The 23223-nt window shown below is 51.3% G+C and carries 16 protein-coding genes; 3 read left to right on the top strand and 13 right to left on the bottom strand.

Features of this window, described 5'->3' with window-relative positions:
- Nucleotides 1–66 precede the first annotated feature (66 nt).
- The 4 genes from ACYUJT_RS23310 to spoVAE all read right to left on the bottom strand — a co-directional run bounded on the left by ACYUJT_RS23310 (nucleotide 67) and on the right by spoVAE (nucleotide 4994).
- On the bottom strand, nucleotides 67–2310 hold the full coding sequence (locus ACYUJT_RS23310; protein WP_460326911.1) for a DUF4129 domain-containing transglutaminase family protein: 2244 nt from the start codon (nucleotides 2308–2310) through the stop codon (nucleotides 67–69).
- Nucleotides 2307–3557, bottom strand: a complete 1251-nt coding sequence (locus ACYUJT_RS23315) for a DUF58 domain-containing protein (protein WP_460326914.1) — start codon at nucleotides 3555–3557, stop codon at nucleotides 2307–2309. The genes ACYUJT_RS23310 and ACYUJT_RS23315 overlap by 4 nt, the downstream gene beginning before the upstream one ends.
- A 4-nt stretch (nucleotides 3558–3561) precedes the next feature.
- Nucleotides 3562–4518: an AAA family ATPase gene (locus ACYUJT_RS23320; RefSeq protein ID WP_460326916.1), complete on the bottom strand. Its 957-nt coding sequence runs from the start codon at nucleotides 4516–4518 to the stop codon at nucleotides 3562–3564.
- A 125-nt stretch (nucleotides 4519–4643) separates the two neighbouring features.
- A complete protein-coding gene (gene spoVAE, locus ACYUJT_RS23325) occupies nucleotides 4644–4994 on the bottom strand; it encodes a stage V sporulation protein AE (protein ID WP_460326918.1) in 351 nt (116 codons plus the stop codon).
- Between the two features lie 443 nt (nucleotides 4995–5437).
- Between spoVAE and ACYUJT_RS23330 the strand changes: the two genes are divergently transcribed.
- A complete protein-coding gene (locus ACYUJT_RS23330) occupies nucleotides 5438–6511 on the top strand; it encodes a M42 family metallopeptidase (protein WP_460326920.1) in 1074 nt (357 codons plus the stop codon).
- 62 nt (nucleotides 6512–6573) lie between these two features.
- Here the strand turns inward: ACYUJT_RS23330 and ACYUJT_RS23335 are convergent, their stop codons facing one another.
- The gene (locus ACYUJT_RS23335) at nucleotides 6574–8607 is read right to left on the bottom strand and encodes a beta-galactosidase (protein ID WP_460326922.1); all 2034 of its coding nucleotides are present in this window, start codon (nucleotides 8605–8607) and stop codon (nucleotides 6574–6576) included.
- A 117-nt stretch (nucleotides 8608–8724) separates the two neighbouring features.
- Between ACYUJT_RS23335 and ACYUJT_RS23340 the strand changes: the two genes are divergently transcribed.
- Complete coding sequence (locus tag ACYUJT_RS23340; protein WP_460326971.1) at nucleotides 8725–9570, top strand: AraC family transcriptional regulator; 846 nt, start codon at nucleotides 8725–8727, stop codon at nucleotides 9568–9570.
- A gap of 92 nt (nucleotides 9571–9662) precedes the next feature.
- Here the strand turns inward: ACYUJT_RS23340 and ACYUJT_RS23345 are convergent, their stop codons facing one another.
- The 7 genes from ACYUJT_RS23345 to yicI all read right to left on the bottom strand — a co-directional run bounded on the left by ACYUJT_RS23345 (nucleotide 9663) and on the right by yicI (nucleotide 21749).
- On the bottom strand, nucleotides 9663–10565 hold the full coding sequence (locus tag ACYUJT_RS23345) for a M15 family metallopeptidase (protein WP_460326924.1): 903 nt from the start codon (nucleotides 10563–10565) through the stop codon (nucleotides 9663–9665).
- Nucleotides 10566–10677: 112 nt separating this feature from the next.
- The gene (locus ACYUJT_RS23350; protein WP_460326926.1) at nucleotides 10678–13050 is read right to left on the bottom strand and encodes a glycoside hydrolase family 95 protein; all 2373 of its coding nucleotides are present in this window, start codon (nucleotides 13048–13050) and stop codon (nucleotides 10678–10680) included.
- 109 nt (nucleotides 13051–13159) lie between these two features.
- Nucleotides 13160–14905, bottom strand: coding sequence for an ABC transporter substrate-binding protein (locus ACYUJT_RS23355; RefSeq protein ID WP_460326928.1), 1746 nt, complete (start codon nucleotides 14903–14905; stop codon nucleotides 13160–13162).
- 115 nt (nucleotides 14906–15020) lie between these two features.
- Entirely contained in the window at nucleotides 15021–15923 is a 903-nt protein-coding gene (locus ACYUJT_RS23360) for a carbohydrate ABC transporter permease (protein WP_460326930.1), read from the bottom strand.
- A gap of 15 nt (nucleotides 15924–15938) precedes the next feature.
- Complete coding sequence (locus ACYUJT_RS23365; protein ID WP_460326933.1) at nucleotides 15939–16919, bottom strand: ABC transporter permease; 981 nt, start codon at nucleotides 16917–16919, stop codon at nucleotides 15939–15941.
- Nucleotides 16920–17036: 117 nt separating this feature from the next.
- Nucleotides 17037–18812 (bottom strand): sensor histidine kinase, encoded by a 1776-nt coding sequence (locus ACYUJT_RS23370; protein WP_460326973.1) that lies wholly within the window; start codon nucleotides 18810–18812, stop codon nucleotides 17037–17039.
- A 615-nt stretch (nucleotides 18813–19427) separates the two neighbouring features.
- Nucleotides 19428–21749, bottom strand: coding sequence for an alpha-xylosidase (gene yicI, locus ACYUJT_RS23375; RefSeq protein ID WP_460326935.1), 2322 nt, complete (start codon nucleotides 21747–21749; stop codon nucleotides 19428–19430).
- 133 nt (nucleotides 21750–21882) lie between these two features.
- Between yicI and ACYUJT_RS23380 the strand changes: the two genes are divergently transcribed.
- On the top strand, nucleotides 21883–22785 hold the full coding sequence (locus tag ACYUJT_RS23380; protein WP_460326937.1) for an AraC family transcriptional regulator: 903 nt from the start codon (nucleotides 21883–21885) through the stop codon (nucleotides 22783–22785).
- 49 nt (nucleotides 22786–22834) lie between these two features.
- Here the strand turns inward: ACYUJT_RS23380 and ACYUJT_RS23385 are convergent, their stop codons facing one another.
- The gene (locus ACYUJT_RS23385) at nucleotides 22835–23011 is read right to left on the bottom strand and encodes a hypothetical protein (RefSeq protein WP_460326939.1); all 177 of its coding nucleotides are present in this window, start codon (nucleotides 23009–23011) and stop codon (nucleotides 22835–22837) included.
- Nucleotides 23012–23223: the final 212 nt, after the last annotated feature.

Raw genomic sequence — 23223 nt, forward strand, 5'->3', positions numbered from 1 at the left:
AAAAGAAAACGCCCCCGTTGCAAGCGCACCGGGGACATTTCGGAAATTGAATCCCGTCTCTGATTGTTATGCGGATTTCTTTCTCCCGTTAACCGCCTTGTTCAGCTTGCGCGAGAGCTCCTTCACTTCCTGCAAGTGCTCTGGCAGAACGGCATCCGGGCTGTAGTTCGCTTTCTCAAAGCTGATCAGCAACGGGCGAAGCAAGTGCGCCAACTGCGGCTGATCCAGCTCCCAGCGGACGAAGGATTCCCGCATCGTCTCATGTTCTTCCCGGTAAAGCCCATGCCGCCGCAAACGCCGGACCACTCCAAGCACCTCGAAGGATATTTTCTCCGCCACAGTCAGGCTGCGTCCAAGCCGGATTCTCACGATACCCAAATATAGCTCGGTCCGAACCATATATAGGAGCGACAATACAAGCGTAGTAACCGATAGCCCGAATACCCAGCGCAGTACCCTCGGATCCAAGTCATTCAGTATGCCGGATGACTCCTCTCCGCTTCCGTCGACCTCCGTCAAGTCCTCGCTCCACGTATCCACGCTCTCCTCTTCCGGGGTCAGCAGCGTCGTATCGAAGCCAGGAGTCGCTTCAAACGGGATCCAGCCATATTCTTCGCCGAAGTACAACTCAGCCCAAGAATGGGCATCCGAATTGCTCACTCTGTAGCCGCTCTCCATTTCCGGGAAACGCTGCAGCATTTCCATGCTGGGCATGCTCCCCGGTGCATAGCCCTTAACCCATCTCGCCGGAATTTGCAGGGAACGGGCCATCATAACCATAGAAGTCGAATAATAATCGCAATAGCCCTGCTTAATCTCGAACAGAAAGCTGTCGACGAAGTCCTCGCTTTGCTTCCTGGTCAAATCGGGCTTGTTCGTATACTCGTAATTTTGCCGGAGATAGGTTTGCAGCAGCTCCATTTTCTCATAAGGTGTGGAGCCCTCGGCCGTAACTTCCTGCGCTAGATCACGTACCCTTTGCGGAAAATTAGCCGGGATCTGCAAATATTTGCTGTCCACGCTACGTGACGAATAAAGCGCGTCATAGCTTGATTGCCTCAGCTCGTCCAGCGGAATGATCGGGATCTCGGCGATGACCTTGTACTGCTTCGGATAAGCGTAGCCAGGATCCGCTCCGCTAAAACCGTTCCAACGCAGCTCCGCCTCCTTGCTGGCCCAATGCATCCGGGGCCGGGCTTCCGTTTCCTCATCCAGTACTTCTACACTGCTGATGGCGTAGCCACCGAACAGCACCGGATAATCTATATCCGTCTGCATCGTGACAATCTGCTCCACCTTGCGGGTCTTCACCTTGCCCGCTTCGCGGTTAACAAGGGGCTCGCTATTGTCACCACCTGCATAGAAATGCGTGTCCCGCCCTTCTTTGTCCAGATCGGCCCAGCCGGCGCCCGTGTATAACCGGCGGGTCTCTCCCCGCCAATACGAACGGACATCGGAGATTACATTCATGACCGGGCTGTAGCTGAACTCGAAGCCATCTCCCAGACTGGTATCATCCCGGCTATAGCCGGACAATACTTCCTCCGGGGAATTCGGCGATGTAATTATGCTCACTTCGCTGGAAGGCACGGCACCCGGACCGGGCGCTGGCGCAGGGGCGCCTCTTTTCTTCCAAGCCGTGTACGGGTCGGTTAAAGTAGGCGAAACCGAAGGCATGCTTATCCCGATCAAGAGCACCGAAGCGAAAATAACGACGATGTTCAGCGTAATTTTTAGCGGCTCTTTACGCAGCTTTACCCACCCTTGCGGGTATTTAAGCTGGAACTTGCGAAAATGAAGGCATACGAGCCATCCTAACCCGGCGAACACGAGCCAAGCGACATTTCCCCATAAATAATAGGAAGTAAAGGAATCCAAGATCGTTAAGGCGATTAAATTGCAGCTCAGGAACATCATGACCCTGGCGCGGTCCGTCAGCAAGCGGATCAGCAAATCGAACAGTCCCCAAGCGGCCAGAGCAAACCATATATAAGGGGATGAATGCGCCAGCAGCTGGAGGGCCTGATCCGGAAAGAGCGGGCCGTTCGGATAATAAATATAAATGCCTAAAACGATTCGAAGTATGATCATGACGGCAAGAGACTTCACCGTCCAGTTAAGCCATGGGCGCGAATGCAGCAATGCTTCGCATAAGGCAACGGCAATGAGCGTAACTGTAACGAGAGCCGTCGTCTCCTGATACCACATCGGTTCCGTGTAATCGATCCATTGCATAGCGATCATCATCATCCAGACAATGACGAAGAGCCTATACCACAGCGGTTCGGCCGATTTTACCGCACTGTTCATGTATGCCCCCCTCCCATCGCGGCGGGAAGCTCCTGCAGGGAGGTGACTTGAATTCCCCGGATTCCCCGGTGATGCAGAGCCGTTTGCCAGGATGAACGCGCTCCTCCCCCTTGCCCTGAGGCGGTCACCTGAATATGATAGGGCGTCATCCTCCTCATTTTGGCCCAGCCCAAGACGTTCGCCGCAGCTTCATCCGCAAGCGGACTGATCCAAATGAAGAAAGAACTTTCTGGAAAAAAGTCCCGGATCTCGTCCAGCCGTTTGTGGTGGCTCCCGATTCCGTCCGCATCGATATCGACTAGATGCTGAATCATTTGCTGGCGCTCGATGTATCCTTCGGCCGGTGCAAATCTGCGAAGCTCCCGATTCAGCGTACAAAGTCCCATGCTGATTCTTTCCCGCAAACCGTATTCAAGCAGTGATGCACATACGGACACCGCCAATTCAAACTGCTGTGAAGTCTTATAGCTGCTTGCATTCGCATCTAGGACCAATACGGTCTTCGGCAGAGACTCATGCTCAAATTCCTTAGACTTCCAAGTCCCCGTCTTCGCCGTTGCGCCCCAGTGTATTCTCGAGATCCGGTCGCCGTAGACGTAATCACGGACCCCGTTGATTTGCGTCGTCTCACGGCGGGAATTGGATACGGCCGTCTCTGGTCCGGGCAGCCTTGAATTCCGGCTGTAGAGCTGCCAGTGAGGAATGAACACCGTTCTTGGAAGCACGCGAAATTGGCCAGCAGCCTGAAAGAACCCTTTATGCTCCATAAGCCCAAATATATCCTCGGATGTGCATTCCGTACCGGAAAACTCGTATTGCCCCCGCTCCAGCGGCGGCGTATTATACACGAGCTCGGCTTCGCCGCGGTTTTGGGGAACGACACTGTCCTCGAACGCCCACGAATCGCCGTTATGGCGCTTCATGATTTCCCGAACGATAATATAAGGCAGCGGCAGCAATCTGGGAAGCTGCAGCTGCAGCCTGATTTGGGCCTGATCCCCCGCCTGAAGCAGAAATTGCTCTCCCTGCACTGACAACATCGTCCGGTTGCCTTTGATTTGGCGGATTCCCCACAGGCTGCTGAGAAGCCAGTAACAAACGAGCAGGGTAACCATCGCGAAAAGCATAAATGAAGTTTTGCCGCCCTGAAACAGCAAATAAAGCAGACAAATCAACCATAAGGAGGCGACTCTCCAAAATTTCAATGAACGTACGCCTGATTTCCATGTATTCAGCAGGGCTCGCATCTTCTCAACCTACCGATGATACGGGCACTTGCGCCTGATTAATGATTTGCTGGAGCACCTGCTGCGAGCTCATGCTGCCAAGCCGGGCTTCCGGGCGAAGCAGGATCCGGTGTCCAAGCACATAGGCCGCAAGCGTCTTGATATCATCGGGAATAACATAATCCCGCTCCTGAAGAAAGGCATACGCTTTGACAGCCATTACGAAAGCAAGCGACGCCCGTGGACTTGCGCCAAGAATGACGGCTTCATGCTCCCGGGTGCGACGGACGATGCCAAGCAAATAATCGCTTAGGGCATCGCTCAAATAAACGTCGCGGATCTCTTGTTGGATAGAGGCGATTTCATCCATGGTGGTCACCGCCTGAAGATGATCGACAGGCTGGCCCTTGGCATGGAACAACAGCATGGCTTTCTCCGTTGCCGCATCGGGATAGCCCATCGCTATTTTCATCATAAAACGATCCAGCTGAGCTTCCGGCAGCATATAGGTACCCTCAAAATCAATCGGATTCTGCGTAGCACATAGCATGAAAGGATGCGGCAGCTCGTATGTATGACCATCCGCCGTCACACTGCGTTCCTCCATGACTTCGAGCAGGGCGGACTGCGTCTTCGTCGTCGCACGATTAATCTCATCGGCAAGCAAAATATTCGTCATGACCGGACCTGGCCGAAATACGAAACGTTCTTCATGCGGATGGAAAACCGATACGCCTGTAATATCGCTTGGCAAAATATCGGGGTTGCATTGGATCCGTCTATAGTCTCCGCTCATCGACCTTGCCATCGCTTTAATAAGCTGGGTTTTTCCCGTTCCGGGCACATCCTCGATCAAAACATGACCTCCAGCAAGGAGAGCAGTGAGAAGAAGGGTGATCTCAAATTCTTTTCCCAATATGCAGGATTCCAGGTTTGCTCGGACAGCAGACATCGTTTGTATCGATTGCTCTCTTACAGGCATCAATTATTCCCTCCTCAGACATCATTCGTCATACTTATACTTATTGTACATGAAGCAGGGAGGGGAAGTACACACACAACGAATCCCCGTGAAAGCGTTACACGCTCCAACGGGGATTCTACTCGTTATCCTCTTGGCCGAACGACAAGGGCGGCCAGGAAGGAGAAAATAATCGCCGCCGATATCCCGGCGCTGGTTACTTCAAAGATGCCGGTGATGACACCGATCCAGCCATCCTTCTGCAGTTCGGTCAATGCGCCGTGAACCAGCGAGTTGCCAAAGCTTGTGATCGGCACCGAGGCGCCGGCGCCGGCGAATTTAATCAGCGGATCATACCAGCCGAACGCATCCATCACCGCGCCGACCACGACAAGCGTGCTCATCGTGTGAGCCGGAGTCAGCTTCAGGACGTCAAACATCAATTGTCCAACGACGCAGAACAATCCTCCGACAATAAACGCCCATAGAAAAATCATTGCCCACCATCCTCCATTTCCAGAGCTACCGCCTGAGCGATGCAGGGTATGCTCTCATTCTTTGCCAACTATTATTTGCCGCAGCGCCACTTGTTATGTTTGGTAAATCATCCATAATCGGAAATGCCACGAGATTTATGCATAAAAAAAGCGCATCTCCTAAGCCGTTCCGCTAAGGAGATTACGCTTCCGCCGTACTTTTCTTATGACGCATGTTGCCCCATGTTATCTTGTCTACAAATATTGAAGCACAATAACGAGCAAAATGAACAACAAGCAGATCAGCAGCCAGTCCCTCGAAAATCTATCCATCGACATTGACATTGCCTCCCTATGACTCCCAGCATGCTCTTCTGCAATTATATGCATTGTCTTGGACCGTGGTGCATAGACAATCCGGAGAAGCTGGTTCATACTAAAATAGACGGAAGGAGAGACACGCTATGAATGAAGAAACACGTTCACTATTTAAACAATTAACCGAGTTTCCAGCGGCTCCGGGATTCGAAAAAAACCTTCGGGCGCTGCTAAAAGAGAAGCTATCGGCATATACGGACGAATTTGTGCAGGACCGCCTGGGCAGCTTGTTCGGTGTCATCCGCGGAGATGAGCAAGGCCCTAAAGTGATGGTGGCCGGGCATATGGACGAAGTAGGTTTCATGGTTACCGGCATCACGGAAACGGGCATGGTCACGTTCCAGCCGCTCGGCGGTTGGTGGAGCCAGGCGGTATTGGCTCAGCGCCTGCAGATCATTACGCAGGACCGAACCATCGTCGGCGTCGTCGGCTCTACGCCGCCGCATTTGCTGGATGATGCCGCCCGCAGCAAGCCGGTCGATCTTAAGGCGATGTATTTGGACGTCGGTGCGGACGATCGCGCCGAAGCGGAATCCTTCGGAATACGGCCCGGACAGCAGATCGTGCCGATTTGTGAATTTACTCCGCTGGCCAACCCGAAGAAGATTATGGCGAAGGCCTGGGACAACCGCTACGGCGTCGGGCTTGCCATCGAGTTAATGCAGGCGGTGCACGGCAAGAAGCTCCCGAACACGCTGTACTGCGGAGCTAATGTCCAGGAAGAGCTTGGCCTGCGCGGCGCAAGAACGGCAGCCAACCTGATTCAGCCAGATATCTTCTTTGCCCTGGATGCCAGTGCCGCGAACGATATGGCCGGAGACAAGCGGGCTTTTGGCAAGCTCGGCGAAGGCACTTTGCTGCGGATTTACGACCCGACGATGCTGACTCACCGCGGCCTGTTGGAATACGTGCAGGATATGGCCGATACGCATCGCATCAAATATCAATACTTCGTCTCCCCGGGGGGAACCGACGCAGGCCAGGTGCATTTAAGCGGCATTGGCGTCCCGTCGGCTGTCATCGGCATCTGCTCCCGCTATATCCATACATCCTCTTCGATTATCCACACCGATGATTATGCAGCGGCCAAGGAGCTGCTGATCAAGCTCGTCGAGGGGCTGGATCGCAGCACGTTGAACACGATTCTCGAGAATAGCTGACGATAAACGTTGAAGGCGCCTGCTCTTGCAGGCGCCTTTTGCAGTTCTTTTCTATTAATATTTTACTTCAGCGCGCTTTCCAGAATCATAACGCCACGGCCTGGCACCGTAACCGAGCCTTTGACCGTCTCATTCGTAAGAAGATCTTTCTGCTCGTTATCGCCAATCTGTACCTCAGCCGGAGCTGCGTTATGGTTAAGGAGGAATAGATACGCGTTGCCATTCTTGACGCGGCGGGCGGATTCCAGGCCCTCTCCCGCGGACACAAGCGGCTCGATTCCTTTCTCTGCGCACAGGTTGGATAAGAAACCTTTCAGGAAGGACCCATCCGGACTGCTGGCTACATAGTAGGCTTGACCGGAGCCAAATCGATTTCTCGTAACAACTGGCATGCCCTGATAGAAATCGTCGCCGTACTCGGCCAGAACTTCCGCCCCTTCGGAATGAATCAAATCGCAGAGCAGGCCGCAGTCATATTCACCCTGCAGTTCTCCCCATGGCTGCTTCATGACGATTCTGTTCTTCTGATCCGGGAACAGCGCATCAATCTCCTCAGCCCAGATCCCGAGCAAGGAACGAAGCTCTCCCGGGTAACCTCCAAGCGTGACAATATCATTCTCGTTGACGATGCCGCTGAAGAAGGTCGTCACGAACGTGCCTCCGCCAGCCACGTACTCCTCTGTTTTCTTGGCAAAGCCTGGCTTCACCATATACATAACTGGAGCGATAACGATATCGTATTTGCTGAAATCCTCCTCCACGCTTACCATATCTGCTTCAATGTTCTGCTCAAAGAGGGCGCCGTAAAATTTATGCACTTCATTTACGTAATTCAAAGCGACGGTCGGCCCGCTCGACAATTCAATGGCCCAACGATTCTCCCAGTCATAGACGATGGCGACTCTGGCCTGCGTTCTCGCATCGATCAGCTTGTCGGACAGCTGCTGCAATTCGCGTCCAAGCTCGGCGCACTCCCGGAATACGCGCGTATGCTCGTGTCCAACGTGCTCGATGACGGCGCCGTGGTATTTCTCGCATGCCCCGACTGAGCGCCGCAATTGGAAGAACATAACCGTATCTGCGCCTCTGGCTACAGCCTGATAGCTCCACAGGCGCATAACGCCCGGCCGTTTCAGGGAATTGTAAGCCTGCCAGTTCTGCTGGCTCGGCGTCTGCTCCATCAGCATGAACGGCTGGCCGCTTCTAAGCCCGCGCATTAAATCATGGCTCATCGCCGTAAAGCTGATCGGCGTATCCAGGGAAGGATAGTTGTCCCAGGAAACGACGTCCATCTCCTTGCCCCACTTGAAGTAATCCAGCTCAGGGTAAGTTCCCATCAGATTGGTCGTGATCGGAATGTTCGGTGTATGCTTCCTGATTTCATCATGCTCCAGCTTGTAGCATTCCAGCAGGCTGTCCGACATGAATCTACGGTAATCAAGGGAAATTCCCTGGAAGTTCGTGCGGTTGCCATTCCATTCCTCGCTCAGTTCGCTCGGCTGCACGATTTCATCCCATTCATAGAAAGTATGGCCCCAGAATCGCGTATTCCAGGCCTTGTTCACGTTCTCGATCGTGCCGTAACGCTGCTTTAGCCATACGCGGAAGGCCTTAGCGCAGTTGTCGCAATAGCAATAACCGCCGTACTCATTCGATACGTGCCAGATCAGCAATGCGGGATGATCCTTATATCGCTCGGCCAGCTTCCCGGCGATTCGGGCGGAATATTTACGGTAAGTCGGGCTGTTCGGGCAGGAGTTATGCCTGCCGCCGAACTTGCGTTTTCTGCCCTGTACATCCACTCGCGTCACGTCAGGATATTTCTTGGCCATCCAGGCCGGATGAGCCGCCGTACTTGTACCCAGGCACACATACACCCCGTTGTTATACAAGCGATCTATCGTGGCATCCAGGGCCGAAAAATCATAGGTTTCTTCGTCGGGCTGAAGAACCGCCCAGGCAAAAACGTTTATCGTCGCTACATCAATGCCCGCCAGCTTGAACATGCGGTCATCCTCGCTCCATGCCTCCGGACCCCATTGCTCCGGATTATAATCTCCACCGTACCAAATCTTTGGCAGCTTATCATTAATCAATGCGATACACATCCTTTAATGAAATATAATTATATTATCATTGTAATTGCTTCACTTACTGCTATATATATAATAATATCGATTATGGATATAATAATATGGAACTTCAATAAGCAGGTGATTCTATTGACTGCAAAAGCGATGCGCCGCTTCGTATTTTCTCCGTCCGGCGCCTCAGGCCTTCCGCTAAGCGTGGAGAGCATCGGCTATAATCCCGAGCAGGAACCCATTGCCCGCCCGGAGGGTTATCCCAAGTATCATTGGATTCAAACCGAAGAGGGCGAGGGGATCCTGAATTATGCTAATGAAACGATCAGGCTCACTGAAGGAACAGGGGTGCTCCTGCCGCCAGGGCTGCCCCATAACTACGAAGCTTTCCCCACCGGGGTATGGCGTACTTATTATTTGACCTTCGGGGGCGAGGCTGCGGCGCAAATTATATCATCCTTTGGCGTGCTGACTTCATCGCTGTACCGCCTGGATACCGACTCGCCCTTTGTTCCTCTGCTGAGCAATATGCTGTCCAGGCTGGATACGGACACCGATGTATTCGGGCTCGAGACGTCCACGGACGCCTACCGCTTTCTTGGCCTTCTTAGCAAATACGGCCAAATCAGTGAAATGTCCGCATCCCGGAACATCGAAAGGCTGACCCCCGTCCTAAAATGGATGGAGCAGAACTTTAGCGACAGCGACGTTGGACTTGATGATCTTGCAGAAATCGCGCAAATGTCGGGCCGGCAGTTGAGCAAGCTGTTTCAGCGAGCCTTCGGCCTGTCCCCGTACGCCTACTTCGTGCAGATGCGCATTCATAAGGCGAAGGAACTGCTGGCCGGCCGCTCTGAATTGACGGTAGCAGCGATAGCACACCATACCGGGTTCCGCGATCCAAGCCATTTCGTCGCCACGTTCCGCCGCAATACCGGCATGACGCCGCAGCACTTCCGCAAAGTATATTCATAATAACTTTCAGCTTTATTCACCAGTGTCAAACTGGAGATTAAAAAGACAAAAGGCCCAGAATACGGAAGCCTCCATCTTCTGGGCAGTTTGCGCTATTCCACATCAAAGTCAAAATACTTCTTGGGATATGGCTCATTATTCAATGTATAGTGCCACCATTCCTTGCGGTACGGTTTAAAACCGGCAGCCATCATCGTTTCTTTCAGCAGCAAACGATTCTCTGCCTGCGCTTCTGTCAAGCCTGCAGCATCATGCGCGGAAATTTCGCCCAGGAAATCATGTATTCCCCCCATGTCGAGCGGCTCTCCTGTTTCATTATCCGCTAATGTTAAATCAACAGTACTCCCGCGTGAATGACCTGAGCGGTGTGAAAGATAGCCCAGCTTGAACACATTTTTCTTGTCAATGTCAGGATAAAACTCCTCCTTCATCTTCACATCCTGCTCATCTGCCGCCCATTGACTAAAATGCTCTACCGCCTTTTGCGGGCGATAAGCATCATAAATGAGCAAGGAATAACCCAGCGGCTCTAACGCCTGTTCTGCCTTTTTTAGAGCATTTGCCGCTTGCTCGCTTAAAATAGCAAACGGCGCATAATAGCCGTCGATTTGTTCTCCAACAAAGTTGTATTCAGCATAATAGCGAATTTCATAGAAGGCATGCTCGAGCACCTCGTCCACATAAACAAATCCCTTAGGCAGCTTTCGCTTTTTCTCAATCGCGGCAACCGGCTGATCTCCTACATCGCTAGCCTCAGCTTCTAGCTGAGCTTCTTCCCTTTCTTGCGCGAAGTTCTGCTCAATTTCCGCTTGACCGCTCTCCAAATCTGGTTCGGCATCCTTCTCAGTGTGCTCGCTCTTTTGCACTTCCTCAGACATCGTTTGACTAGAGAAATTGTTTTCGTAGGCCGGCAAAGAAGTGGAGGAGCATCCCGCCAGTAATGCTGCCAATAATGCTGCCAAGCCTAAGCCTATCGTTAACCAATTTCTGCTCATAAGATCCCCCCTTCATTCCCAAAACACAAAAAACCACCAAGATCAGAAATGCACAGAGAATATACTCCTCTTACATTTAAGAATTTTGGTGGTGCCGTTGTCAACAATCGGCTTATAGTTGAATACAGTAAGTCTCGCCCGATTCCGCCCAGAATCGTTCTCCCTTGCTGACGATCGTTCCGTCAGGCGCCTGAACGCTTAGCTGCTCTGCATAATGCACTGAGCACCATCCTGTCAAGGTGGGGGTCAATTCAGCTGAGCGAAGGCGTCCGTTCTCCCAAGCCGCGCTAACCGTAAAGCCCCCTCTGGCTTTCAAGCCGCTGAACCGGCCGTTCTTCCATGCCTCGGGCAGCGCCGGAAGCAGTTCAATCGTCTCCTCATGGCTTTGGAGCAGCATCTCGGCGATGCCCGCTGTCCCGCCAAAGTTGCCGTCAATTTGAAACGGCGGATGAGCGTCGAATAAATTCGGATACGTCGAGCGGGACAACAAGGTATTCACGAAGCGATGCGCCGTATCCCCGTCCTCCAGTCTCGCATACAGATTGATCAGCCAGGCGCAGCTCCAGCCCGTATGGCCGCCGCCTTGCGCAATCCGGCTCTCTAGCGACTTTCTGGCTGCCTCGGCGAAATCCGGCGTCCGCGACGGCGTAATAGCATTGCCAGGGTAAAGTCCGCACAGATGCGAAAGGTGACGGTGTCCCGGCTCGGCTTCCCGATAATCCTTGCTCCATTCCCGCAATCGGCCGTCTGGCCCGATGGACGGCTTCGCCATGCTCTCCGAGACCTCTGCAAGCCTGCTGGCAAACTCATTATCGATGCCGAGAATCCGCCCCGCCTTCATGCAGTGGTCAAACAATTCTTGTATGAGATACAGATCCATCGTCGATGCGGCGGATACGCTGCAAGGCTCCCCTTCTTCCGTCAGGAACTTGTTCTCCGGCGAAGTCGACGGTGCGGTGACAAGCTCTCCGCCTGGTCCCGGCACAAGCCAATCGAGACAAAACTCCGCCGCGCCTTTCATTAGCGGATACGCCGTCTCGGCCAGAAACTGCTCGTTCGGGTTAAATGCATAATGCTCCCACAAATGTCGGCACATCCATACTCCGCCCATCGGCCAGAACGCCCAGCTCGGCTCTCCGTCGGACGGCGCTGCGGATCTCCACAAATCCACGTTATGATGCGCAGTCCAGCCCTGGCAGCCGTAATGAATACGCGCTGTCCGTGCTCCCGTCTCGCTCAAATCCAGTATCATATCAAACAACGGCTCGTGCAGCTCGCTTAAATTGCAGATTTCCGCTGGCCAATAATTCATTTCAGTATTGATGTTCGTCGTATAATTGCTATTCCAAGGCGGCTGCATATGCGGATTCCATATTCCCTGCAAATGCGCTGGCTGCGTGCCCGGCCGTGAACTGGCCATCAGCAAGTAACGCCCATATTGAAAATAAAGCGTCTCAAGCATCGGATCCGGATTGCCTGACTGATATGCCTTCAGGCGTTCATCCGTCGGCAGGGAGCGGCCAGCTGCGGATAACTGCGGGTCCAGTTCCAGCTCCACCCGGCGGAACAATTTCCGGTGATCCTCGATATGGCGGCCGAGCAGCCGGTCATAGCCGTGCCGAACCGCAGCTTCAAGCGGCTGCCTGCATTTCGCGGCGATGCTTGAAGCTGCGTCTGTGCCCGGCGTGACCTGATAACCGGCAAAGTCGGTCGCCGCCGCTAGCAGCAGCGTTACCGGGCTTACGCCGGATATCTCCAGCCGGCCACTTTGTACGGCTAAGCTCTCCCCGTCATGCAGCACGCGTACATGCGCTTCGTAAGACAATCCCAGCCCATCCTCATAAAGAATAGACTGCGGATGATCGCCCCGATAATTATCGGCGATATGACTTGGGGCCCGGCCGCGCATTATCAGCCCCCCTGCTTCCTCGCACGTCTCGACGCTATGCTGCAGCGGGGAGTCCAATGCGATTCCGAGACGAAACGTCCCCTGCCCTTCCGTCTCTAGACGAACGACCAGCACCTGATCGACTGCGCTGACGAATGCCCGTCTCGTAAATCTGGCCCCATCCATACGGTACGTCACGGTCGCAACGCCCGTGTCCAAATCGAGCTCCCGATAATATTCCGTGATCTCGCCCGCATCCAGATGCTCCAAATATAAATCGCCCAGCGGCTGGTACGATTCCGTGCGCTTACCCAGCATTCTGGCCTCGATCAGCCGTTCGGCTTCCTTGTATTCCCCCGCAAATATCAACTCTCGCGACCGCCTCAAATGGCGAAGCGCATCATAATTATGCGGGTCACGAGGAAAGCCGGACCATAACGTATCTTCATTAAGCGCAATCTGCTCACTGCGGCTGCCTCCAAACACCATGCCGCCCAGCCTTCCATTCCCGACAGGAAGAGCTTCCTCCCAGCGGGCTGCAGGCTGACTGTACCATAGCTTGGTGTCCTCGCTTCCCCTACGGTGCTCTCTACTCATCTTCTCGCCTCCGTTTGCAAAAACTTAGAGAAAAGGCCCGAGTATTTACGGGCCTTTTCTTGGTTCAAGCTATCCAATTTTCAACAAATCAGCTCAACTGAGTGCTGAATTATTTAATGTCATTGCCTGTGAACAGGGACACTCTTGCTTTAACGAGCTCTGTATACTCAGCTTCCATTTTTACAGCGCCTGCCTTATCGAGCTCGGCGAGGAAATCGTCATAAATTTTGTCGAAGTTCTCGCGTTTAGCCAGAACGGCTTCAGGAATCTTTTTGCGGATGATATCCTGCGTTTTCTTGAAGATGATTTGGTAGTCGCCGTCCGTAGGAACCGGCATATTGTACAGCGCGCCCCATTCCTTCGCTTTAAAGTCGCTTTCTTGCGGGAACAAGTCTTTCCAAGTGGTAGCGCTGTAAGCTGCTAACGATTCTTTTTCAGCATCGGAATACAGCTCCACGATTTGCTCAGGGAAGTTGATCGTATAGTAATTTCCTGTGGAATCTTTGACTCCATCGCCATAACGGGCACTCATTGCAGCATATAATCCGGCTGGATTGCCGAGACCTGTTTCCTTAGTAAAATTCGCGGTATCGTTCATTCTTCTTTCCGTAATTTCGGCAGGGATTACGCGTTGGCCGTCTGCGCCCACCGTGTAATGCTTGCCTTCAATCCCCCAGTTTCTGAGGACTTGACCTTCATCGGAAGCGAGCCAGTCAAGGAATTGAATCGCACGAACCGGATCTTTACAAGCCGTTGTAATCGCTATGCCGTAACCGTCTACGCCAGCAGGCTGGAAGGAATGGTCAACATACTCTTCGCTCAATGTAACAGGGAAGTGAGAGTACGTGTATTCGTTTTTGCCCGAAGTTTTCAGCGCATTCTCCGCATCCATGTAGCCCCACTCCTGGTCAATCAAACCAAGCACGCGGCCGCTGGCGATTTTCGCCTTGTATTGGTCTTCCTTCTGAACAAAAGTATCTTTGTCGAGCAGACCTTCATTGTACATATGGTTCAACCATCGGAAGTATTCTCTCTCTTCCGGACGTTTGTAATGCAGCTTCGCTTCATACGTTTCCGGGTCGACATAGTATTCACCGTCATCCGGTGCACCGGTAGCCAAGAAGGCTGGGTTGGTGACCGTGATCATGATTCTCCAGTCATCCGCGCTCAAAGTCAGCGGAATCGTCGGTTGTCCGTCCGTAGTCGGATGCTTTGCGTAGTATTCTTTTAATACGTTTTCATAATCTTGCAAGGTGCGGACCTTCGGATAACCGAGTTCCTTCAACACACGGTGCTGGATTTCAAAACCACCGGTCGCATCAAAGTATTGGTTGTCTACGCCCATATTCGTCACGATGGAATAAATCGATGGATCTTCATTGCTGTATTTCAAACGGTTCATGTTATCGCCAAAAATCTTCTTGATGTTCGGCGCATGCTTGTCGATCAAATCGGTCAAATCAATAATGAGTCCTGCATCTACCAGTTTGGAAAGCTCGCCTTTCGCGAAAATCAGATCGGGAACATCGCCGCTCGCAGCCATCAGAGCAATTTTGCTCTCGCCACCGCCAGCGCCTACATCAAATTCCGCATCCAAGGTAACCCCAGTCTTCTCGGTAATGACTTTACCGACTTCGTCCTGCATGTTACTCCAGTTCGGGCTAGAGTCGGCCCCGAAGAATGTAAGGGTGACCGGGCTCGTATCTGCTCCCGCCTCAGCGCTTTGATTCGTGTTGCCCGTATTAGAACTCCCTGCATTTTTGTCGCCGCCGCCGGAGCCTCCGCAGCCGCTAAGCAGCAGTATGCTTGCCAGCAGAAGTGCAACGATCGTCTTTGGACTTTTCCACTTCTTCATTTCTACTTTCCCCCTCATGTCATAATTACAACTATATTTGTATAACAGGCTGTCCCTGCATATACCGAATTCAAGGTAAGTGCTTACAATTCTAAGTTTGGAAATACATGAACCATTACGCCTTGACAGCTCCAAGCGTCATCCCTGATACGAAATAGCGCTGCAGGAACGGATATACGAACAATATTGGAAGCGTTACGACGATCGTAATCGCCATCTTGATCGATTCCGGCGATACCTGGGCCATCTGATTTGCCAGGTCATTCGCATTGGTCATGCCCGCACCCTGGTTCGTGCTTGCCAGCACTTTCATCAATTCATATTGCAGTGTCGTTAGATGAGGCTTGTTTCCGTTATATAAATAAGTATCAAACCAGGAATTCCATTGTCCTACAGCCAGAAACAATGCGATGGTCGCTAGAACCGGTTTACATAACGGTAAAATAATTTTGTAGTAAATCTTGAAATCATTTGCGCCGTCGAGCTTCGCCGATTCCTGCAGGGCGTATGGCAATCCGTCAATAAAGGAACGGATGATGAATACGTTAAAGGCGCTGACGATCCCTGGCAAAATATAAATCCAGAAACTGCCGATCAGATCGAGGTGACGCATCAGCATGTACGTCGGAACAAGACCGCCGGAGAAATACATGGTAAGCGCCAGAAATGTAGACACGAATTTTCGCGATGCGAAGTCTTGACGGCTTAGCGTATACGCCAGCATGGATGAACTGATGAGTCCAAGGACAGTCCCGATAATCGTCCGATAAATCGTATTTTTGAAACCTACGATCAAGCCGGTATAGCTGAAAATGGTCTTGTAGTTTTCCCACGTGAATTCTCGAGGCCAAATATAGATGCCGCCGCGCACTGTATCCGTCGAATCGTTGAGCGAAATCGCAAGCACGTTCAGGAAAGGATACAGTGTGACGATCATGATCATTGCCATAATAATAAAGTTGATAATATCAAAAATCTTATCCGCCTTGGTTGCGTTAAATGCTTTTGATGACGCCATCTTGTCCCCTCCCCCTTACATGATGCTTTCTTTCGTTGTTTTCTTCATGATACCGTTCGCCGTGAGCAGCAGAATGATACTTACGACAGAGGTAAACATACTGATGGCGGTACCATAGGAGAAGCGTCCGATGTTAATGCCGTACTTGAGCGCATATAGATCCAATACTTCCGAATAGTCCGTCACTAGCGAGTTGCTGAGCTGGAACTGCTTCTCGAAGCCGATACCGATCAAGTGGCCGATCGACATAATCAAGAGCACGGAAATGGTGGTGCGGATTCCCGGCAGGGTAATATTCCACATTTGCCGGAAGCGTCCGGCTCCGTCCACCCGGGCTGCCTCGTACAGTTCCCCGTCAATCCCGGCGATGGCGGCCAAATAAATGATGGCATTCCAGCCGGTCTCCTTCCAGACGTCGGAAACGGTTACAATTCCCCAGAACCATTGGCCTTTGGCCATAAACTGGATCGGCTCATCTATAATATGAAGTGCAAGCAAAATCTCGTTGACAACCCCTCCGTCTCTGGAGAGCATCTTGGTAATAATCCCCGCAACGACGACCCAAGACACAAAGTGAGGCAAGTAAGATACCGTTTGAACCGTTCTCTTAAAAAATTTGCCTCTAAGCTCGTTCAGAAATACCGCAAAAGCAATCGGAATAACAAAACCTGCGATCAATCCTAGTACGCTCATCGCCAGCGTATTTCTGAGTACGAGGTAGAACCTCTCATCCTGGAACAGATCGACGAAATTCTTCATGCCGACCCATTTCTGATCGAAAAACGACTTAGCCGGTTTATAGTTCTGGAAGGCCATTGTCCAGCCCCAGATCGGCAAATAGTTAAAAACGAACAACCAAATTACGAATGGCACGGACATCAAATATAGGTATCTTTGCCGTACTACAGTTCGCCAAAATCCTTTCTTCCGCTTCTTCTGCGGATTAGGGGTTACGCTTACATTTTTAGTATCGGCTTGCGCTGAGAGCGTCTTCATATATCTGTCCAATCCCCCCTTCTGACTATATATTTAAGATAAACCAGAAGGAGAATGAGGGATACCCGACAGATTTCAGAGAAAACCATATAGAAATTAGACATTCACCAGAGATAATTAGATCTTTTCCCGTTTTAAAGGAATCGTGAAGGAAATCACTGTGCCTTTCCCATATTCGCTAGTAATGTTCAAACCGTGCCTATCACCGAATGTCATCGTTAGCCTTTGCTGGACATTGCTTAATCCGATGCGGTTATTCACGGCTGTATGCGCCTCGGCCATGGAGTGCCGGACCTCTTCAAGCCGTTCCAAAGTCATTCCCATGCCATCGTCCTGAATTACGATTTCCGCATGGTCATCCACGGCATGAATCAGCAGTTGGACATGAACTCCGTCCTCCTTGTTCTCCACGCCATGCACGACGGCATTCTCCACAAGCGGCTGAATGATCAGAGGCGGCATGAATATGCCTTCTAGCTTGCGGTCTATGACTAACTCATAATTCAGCCGGTCTTCGTAGCGGAATTTTTGGATTTCCAAATAAGAACGAACCATTTCGAGTTCTTCCTTGAGCGTAATTTGATCCCGGCCTACCTCCAGGTTTTTGCGCATCAGCTTCCCGAGCAGCCGGACAACGTTGGCGATCTCCTTCTCACCCTTCATATGAGCATTCATGCGAATCGATTCTAGTGCATTAAACAGAAAATGCGGGTTGATTTGACTGGCCAGCATCTTCAGCTTGATCTCCCTCTGGGCGATTTCCAGCGAGTTGTTCTGCTCGGTCTTCTCTACGACCTGATTCATGAGCAGGTTGATGCTCTCGACCATGTAATTGAACTGCCGCGACAGTTGACCGATCTCATCATTCCCGTCGACGGAGGATACGACGGCAAGATCGCCAAGCGCCAGCCGATTGAAATGACGGCTGAGCCGCAGCAGCCGGTTGGTCATCAGAAATGACACGATATATACAAATAACAGGGCAATCAGCAGTACGAGCAATATAAAAACCAGGCCCAGAACGCTAACTTGATTAGCACCCTTGACAATAGCTTTTGTGGCAAAGACAGAGACAATCTTCAGGCCGTTCATACTAGATTCGGGAAGCAAATCCTCGATGACCAGGTAAGAGGGCTCGCCTTGGATATCCATTTTGTGTGCACCGCTTGGCTGCTGGTGCAGATCGATCCCGTAGTCGAGCTCATCAATGTTTCTCCCTACCAAGCTGGGGTCTTTCCCCGCTACTATATAGCCCTGCTCATCGAAGATCAGCGTCTCGAACTGCTCCTGCCGCAGCATCCGGTTCAATTCCTCCTGATCCAGCACGACCATAAACACGCCGCTTGAGCGATGCTCGGGAAAAGGAATTTGCCGCACCAGGCTCAGCTTGCGGACAGGAACATCCACCTCGTCGGGAACATAGAACCAGCCAATGCTCTTCGATTCCATGGCTCTCTTATACCACACTGTGGAGCGAGTAGCCTCATCCAGCGGAATAAGCTCCAAATTGTTAATCAGCGTCGGGTTGTCGTAATAGAAACGAATCGCCGATATTCCGCGGTAAAGGCGGACATTATCCTTGAAATCGTCGTAATCCAAATAAGCTTTAGTCAGCTCAAACACGCTCGGATATTGCGTGGTCACCATTTTCTCCAGCTTCTTATCGAACATGAATGTGTTGGATAAGTCCGTAGGCACGCGAAGCATGTTGGCCAATTGCGTCTTGATTTTCTGTACGTCGTTCGTGGTTTGCACGATCGCCCGGTCCATCGCCTGCTGACGGAAATAACTCGTTACCGCCCCTCCCACGATGAGAACGGGAAGCATAACGACCACGATATAAGTAATCAGAAGCTTGTGCTTCAGCTTGAGATTATTTAATAAACGCACCATTTTCGTTCGCACGCAAACACCTCCCCGATGTTTAACATTCACTCTGCTACTCTAGTATCCATCGATTGATAACTCCTTCCGCGTCTCTATTATGAAAAAGCCGGGTTATAACTAAAAGAGGGAGCTTTTGGCCGGGATTCATGATGAGAATGTTGCAATAGCACAGGAATTACCGCGCGATACTCTAGTATTAAGCTATATTGATGCAAAAGCGGCTTGACCCCCTAATTAAAGTAGAGTCTTTCCCTCCAATAAATTAATCTACTGTTTTATGACTGTTCCTAGACGGTCGGGATAAGGTAACTAGATGTATTTCATGCAGCTTTTAGGCTGCGTTAGAGGGAACTAACTGTAAAACCTACATCTAGTTTTAAGCTATTTCGACCAATTAGCTCCATTCAGGCAAACTAACTGCATGTTTTCCATTTAGCGCATGTATATTTTATTAAAGACCTTAACTAGTTGTATAAAATACATTTAGATATCAAATTACCTGTAAAACCAGAGGCTGCATGGCCGCCACCCACCAATTCCTGCTCTAACGAAAACATCCAATAAAGCGGAAAATATCCCCTACATCGTATAGGGGATATTTCCTCTTGAATCAAACTTGCTTTATTTAAGTGTCACTTGAATTTCCGCTTTGCCGCTGAATGCGCCTACTTCAATGCTGCCTTCCGCGTTCAACTGACCGCCTTGGACGGATGCAGCCTGGCCGAAGCCGTGCAGGCTGATGCTAAATGGCTTGCCTGCGCCTTCTGCCGTGATGCGGAGCGTGGAGCCTTCGCGCGATACCGCGATTTCCAACTCGGTGTCGCCCTTAACGTTGCGAACTTTACGGGATACCTGAGCACCGTCTTCGATCTGATACAATCTGACATCCGCATCTTGAGCGAAGTCATAATCCGGCTTGATATCGTTCGCGCCCATGACCAGGATGGAGTTCGGACGCACGAAGAGCGGCAGACTGAAGAAGTCGTAGTTTTCTTTGCGCCACTTTCCACCTTCGAACGTTTCGCCCGTCAAGAGATGGGTCCATTTGCCTTCCGGCAAGTAGTAAGCTACATTGCCCTCCTTGCTGAACACCGGCGCTACCAATACGGAGTCGCCCAGCATATATTGACGGTCCAGCGTTTCGCTTGCCGGATCTTCCGGGAATTCCAGGAACATCGCACGCATCGTCGGCACGCCCTGCTCCGTCGCTTCAACCGCTGTGTCGAACAAATACGGCATCAAGCGGCATTTCAGCTTCGTGAAGAAGCGCGTTACGTCTACCGCCTCATCGTCGTATGCCCATGGAACCCGGTAAGAGCTGCTTCCATGGAGACGGCTGTGGCTGGACAGGAGTCCGAATGCGAGCCAGCGTTTGAACACGTCAACAGGCGCCGTATTCTCGAATCCGCCGATATCATGGCTCCAGAAGCCAAAGCCGGATACGCCGAGGGATAATCCACCTCTCAAGCTCTCTGCCATTGACTCGTAGTCCGCGTAGCAGTCGCCGCCCCAGTGAACCGGGAACTTCTGTCCACCCGCCGTAGCTGAACGGGCAAACAATGCCGCTTCATTCTTGCCAAGCTTCTCTTCCAGCACTTCAAACACGACTTTATTGTACAGTTGAGTGTAGTAGTTGTGCATTTTCACCGGATCAGAGCCGTCATGGTAGACGACATCCGTTGGAATCCGCTCGCCGAAGTCCGTCTTGAAGCTGTCTACGCCCATATCTACTAGGTCACGCAGATAGCCCGCGAACCATTCGCACGCATCTGGATTCGTGAAGTCAACGAGCGCCATTCCCGGCTGCCACAGATTCCACTGCCATACGTCGCCGTTAGGCTTCTTCACGAGATAGCCATGCTTCTTGCCCTCTTCGAACAAGGCAGAGCGCTGGGCGATATATGGGTTAATCCATACGCAAATTTTAAGCCCTTTCTCTTTAAGGCGCTTCAGCATTCCTTCCGGATCTGGGAACGTACGCTCGTCCCATCTGAAATCCGTCCAATGGAATTCGCGCATCCAGAAGCAGTCAAAGTGGAATACATGCAGCGGCAGATCTCTTTCCGCCATGCCGTCAACAAAAGAGTTGACCGTCGCTTCATCGTAGTTCGTCGTAAACGACGTAGTCAGCCACAGGCCAAACGTCCATGCCGGCGGCAGAGAAGGCTTGCCAGTCAGCGCCGTATATTTGTTCAGCACCTCTTTCGGCTCAGGTCCGTCGATCACAAAATATTCGAGCGATTCCCCAGGAACGCTGAATTGTACTTTCTTCACTTTCTCCGAAGCTACTTCAAAGGATACTGCTCCTGGATCATTGACAAATACCCCGTACCCTTTGTTCGTAATATAAAAAGGAATGTTCTTGTAAGCTTGCTCGGAGCTTGTTCCGCCATCCTTATTCCAGATATCCACAACTTGGCCGTTCTTGACGAAGGAAGTAAACCGCTCTCCAAGTCCGTATACCCATTCGCCTACCGCAAGATTCAGTTCTTCGCGCATATACACCGCACCGTTGTTCTCCTCGACATGAGCCATAGATTTGAACGCGCTGCCCGTAATACGCTCCGAACCGCGGTAGAAATCAACGGACCATTGCGGCCCCTTGTTTACTCTAACGCTCAAATTGCCGCTCTTCAGCTCGGCATAATCATCGTTCTCCGTAATTTGGACGTGATCGCCGCTGCCGCCTGCGAGTTCAAAATGAGGACCGTGATCCACCGTGCCGGCAAAATGCACCAGCTTCACACCGATCACGCCTGGAAGCGGGGAGTGGAATTGAATCGTCAGAAGTTGTCCGTTGATCGTATTGGCACGCCCATGAATCGGCGAAGTTGAAGCATAGGCTGTTAGTGTATTATCCGCAATCGAAAAATCGTGAGCCTGTACCGCTGTAGACAGTGTAAACCCTTCACGAATCAACCAGTTTCCGTCTGTAAATTTCATCGTTAAGAACCGCCTTTCTGATATCGTTGTAATCTTGCGAGAAACGATCTATACTTGCATTATACTGATAAAAAATAACCCAATCTAACATAATTTAATGGTTTTATAACACAAAATTGACGAGGTGAATCGAATGGATCAAGCATTGCGCCGCTCTCTGAAGGAGAGTAAAATTCATGGCGACGACAGATTGCCATTTGGCACCTACTGGTATCAATTCGGCCCAGGCGAGCATGTCGTGGACTGCCACTGGCACGAGGAAGCCGAATTCTTCTACTGCCTGGAGGGAGAGACGCTGTTCCAGGTGGACACCGATTATTTTGTCGTACGTGCGGGTGAAGCCGTCTTCATCGATGGCGGCGATATTCACGCCGCACATGCCCACGGGGATCAGGGCTGCTCCTTTTTCACGCTCGTATTTGGAACGAATATGCTATCCAGCGCTTATTATGACGCTGTTCAGGAGAATTTAATTCTCCCGCTGCAGGAAAGAAAAGCCACGTTCCCCCGTCATATTTCCGAGAAGCATGATTACGGACAACCCTTATTACAGCACCTGGCGGCCATCATGGACAGCTGCGAGGTGAGAACTCACGGATATGAGGGTTCTGTCAAAGGGCATCTCTATCTTATGCTTTCGGAATTGGCGGTACGTGGCCAGCTGTGCAACCGTGCGGCAACTACCGGCAATGATTCCTTCAAAATCGAGCGGCTGAAGAAGGTCATTCAATACATTCAGCAGAACTACGACCAGCAGATCCGCCTCTCGGAATTAGCCGCCCTCATTCCGATGAGCGAGGGCCAGTTGTGCCGTTTCTTTAAATCTATGACACGGCAGACCCCGATGGATTACATCAATTCCTATCGCATCCGGCAAGCCGTCGAGCTGCTCCGGAAGCCTGACCGCAAAATATCCGACATTGCTCTTGAAGTAGGTTATGACAATATCAGCTACTTCATCCGGGTTTTCCGGAAAGCGATGAATTGCTCGCCTTCGGAATTCCGCAAGAAATGGTTCGAATCGATCGAAGCTTAAATCAAACGATCCGGAACCAGTTAAGCCGTTTCTCTCCCTTCAGACTCAATTAATAGCTGCCTGTGGTCAGGCCATTGATGGCTGGATTACGCTGGCAATACACCCAAGCTTCGTCCGCGATAACCTCGCCGATAACTCGGGATTCCGCGTGCAGGCGAGGCCCGTATTTTGCGGAAATACGGTTGCTTCGCCAAGCATGCCACGCCGTTCGACCCTTCAGTACCATCTGACCTCATTTCCGAATGAATCCAGAATTGAAAGCGCTTTTAAACAACGGGATACTTACTTCTGTCTTCCGATACTATCATCATAGCTTGCGTAAAAAGGACTTCATACACGGAAGATTAGTCAAGTTTTCATATGATAATCTAAGTTTTTCGTACTACTAAGTATCTAAAACATAACTTTTCAACTTATCCGGCATTCAGCGATAGGCCA

This window comes from Paenibacillus sp. YSY-4.3 (genome assembly GCF_054767475.1).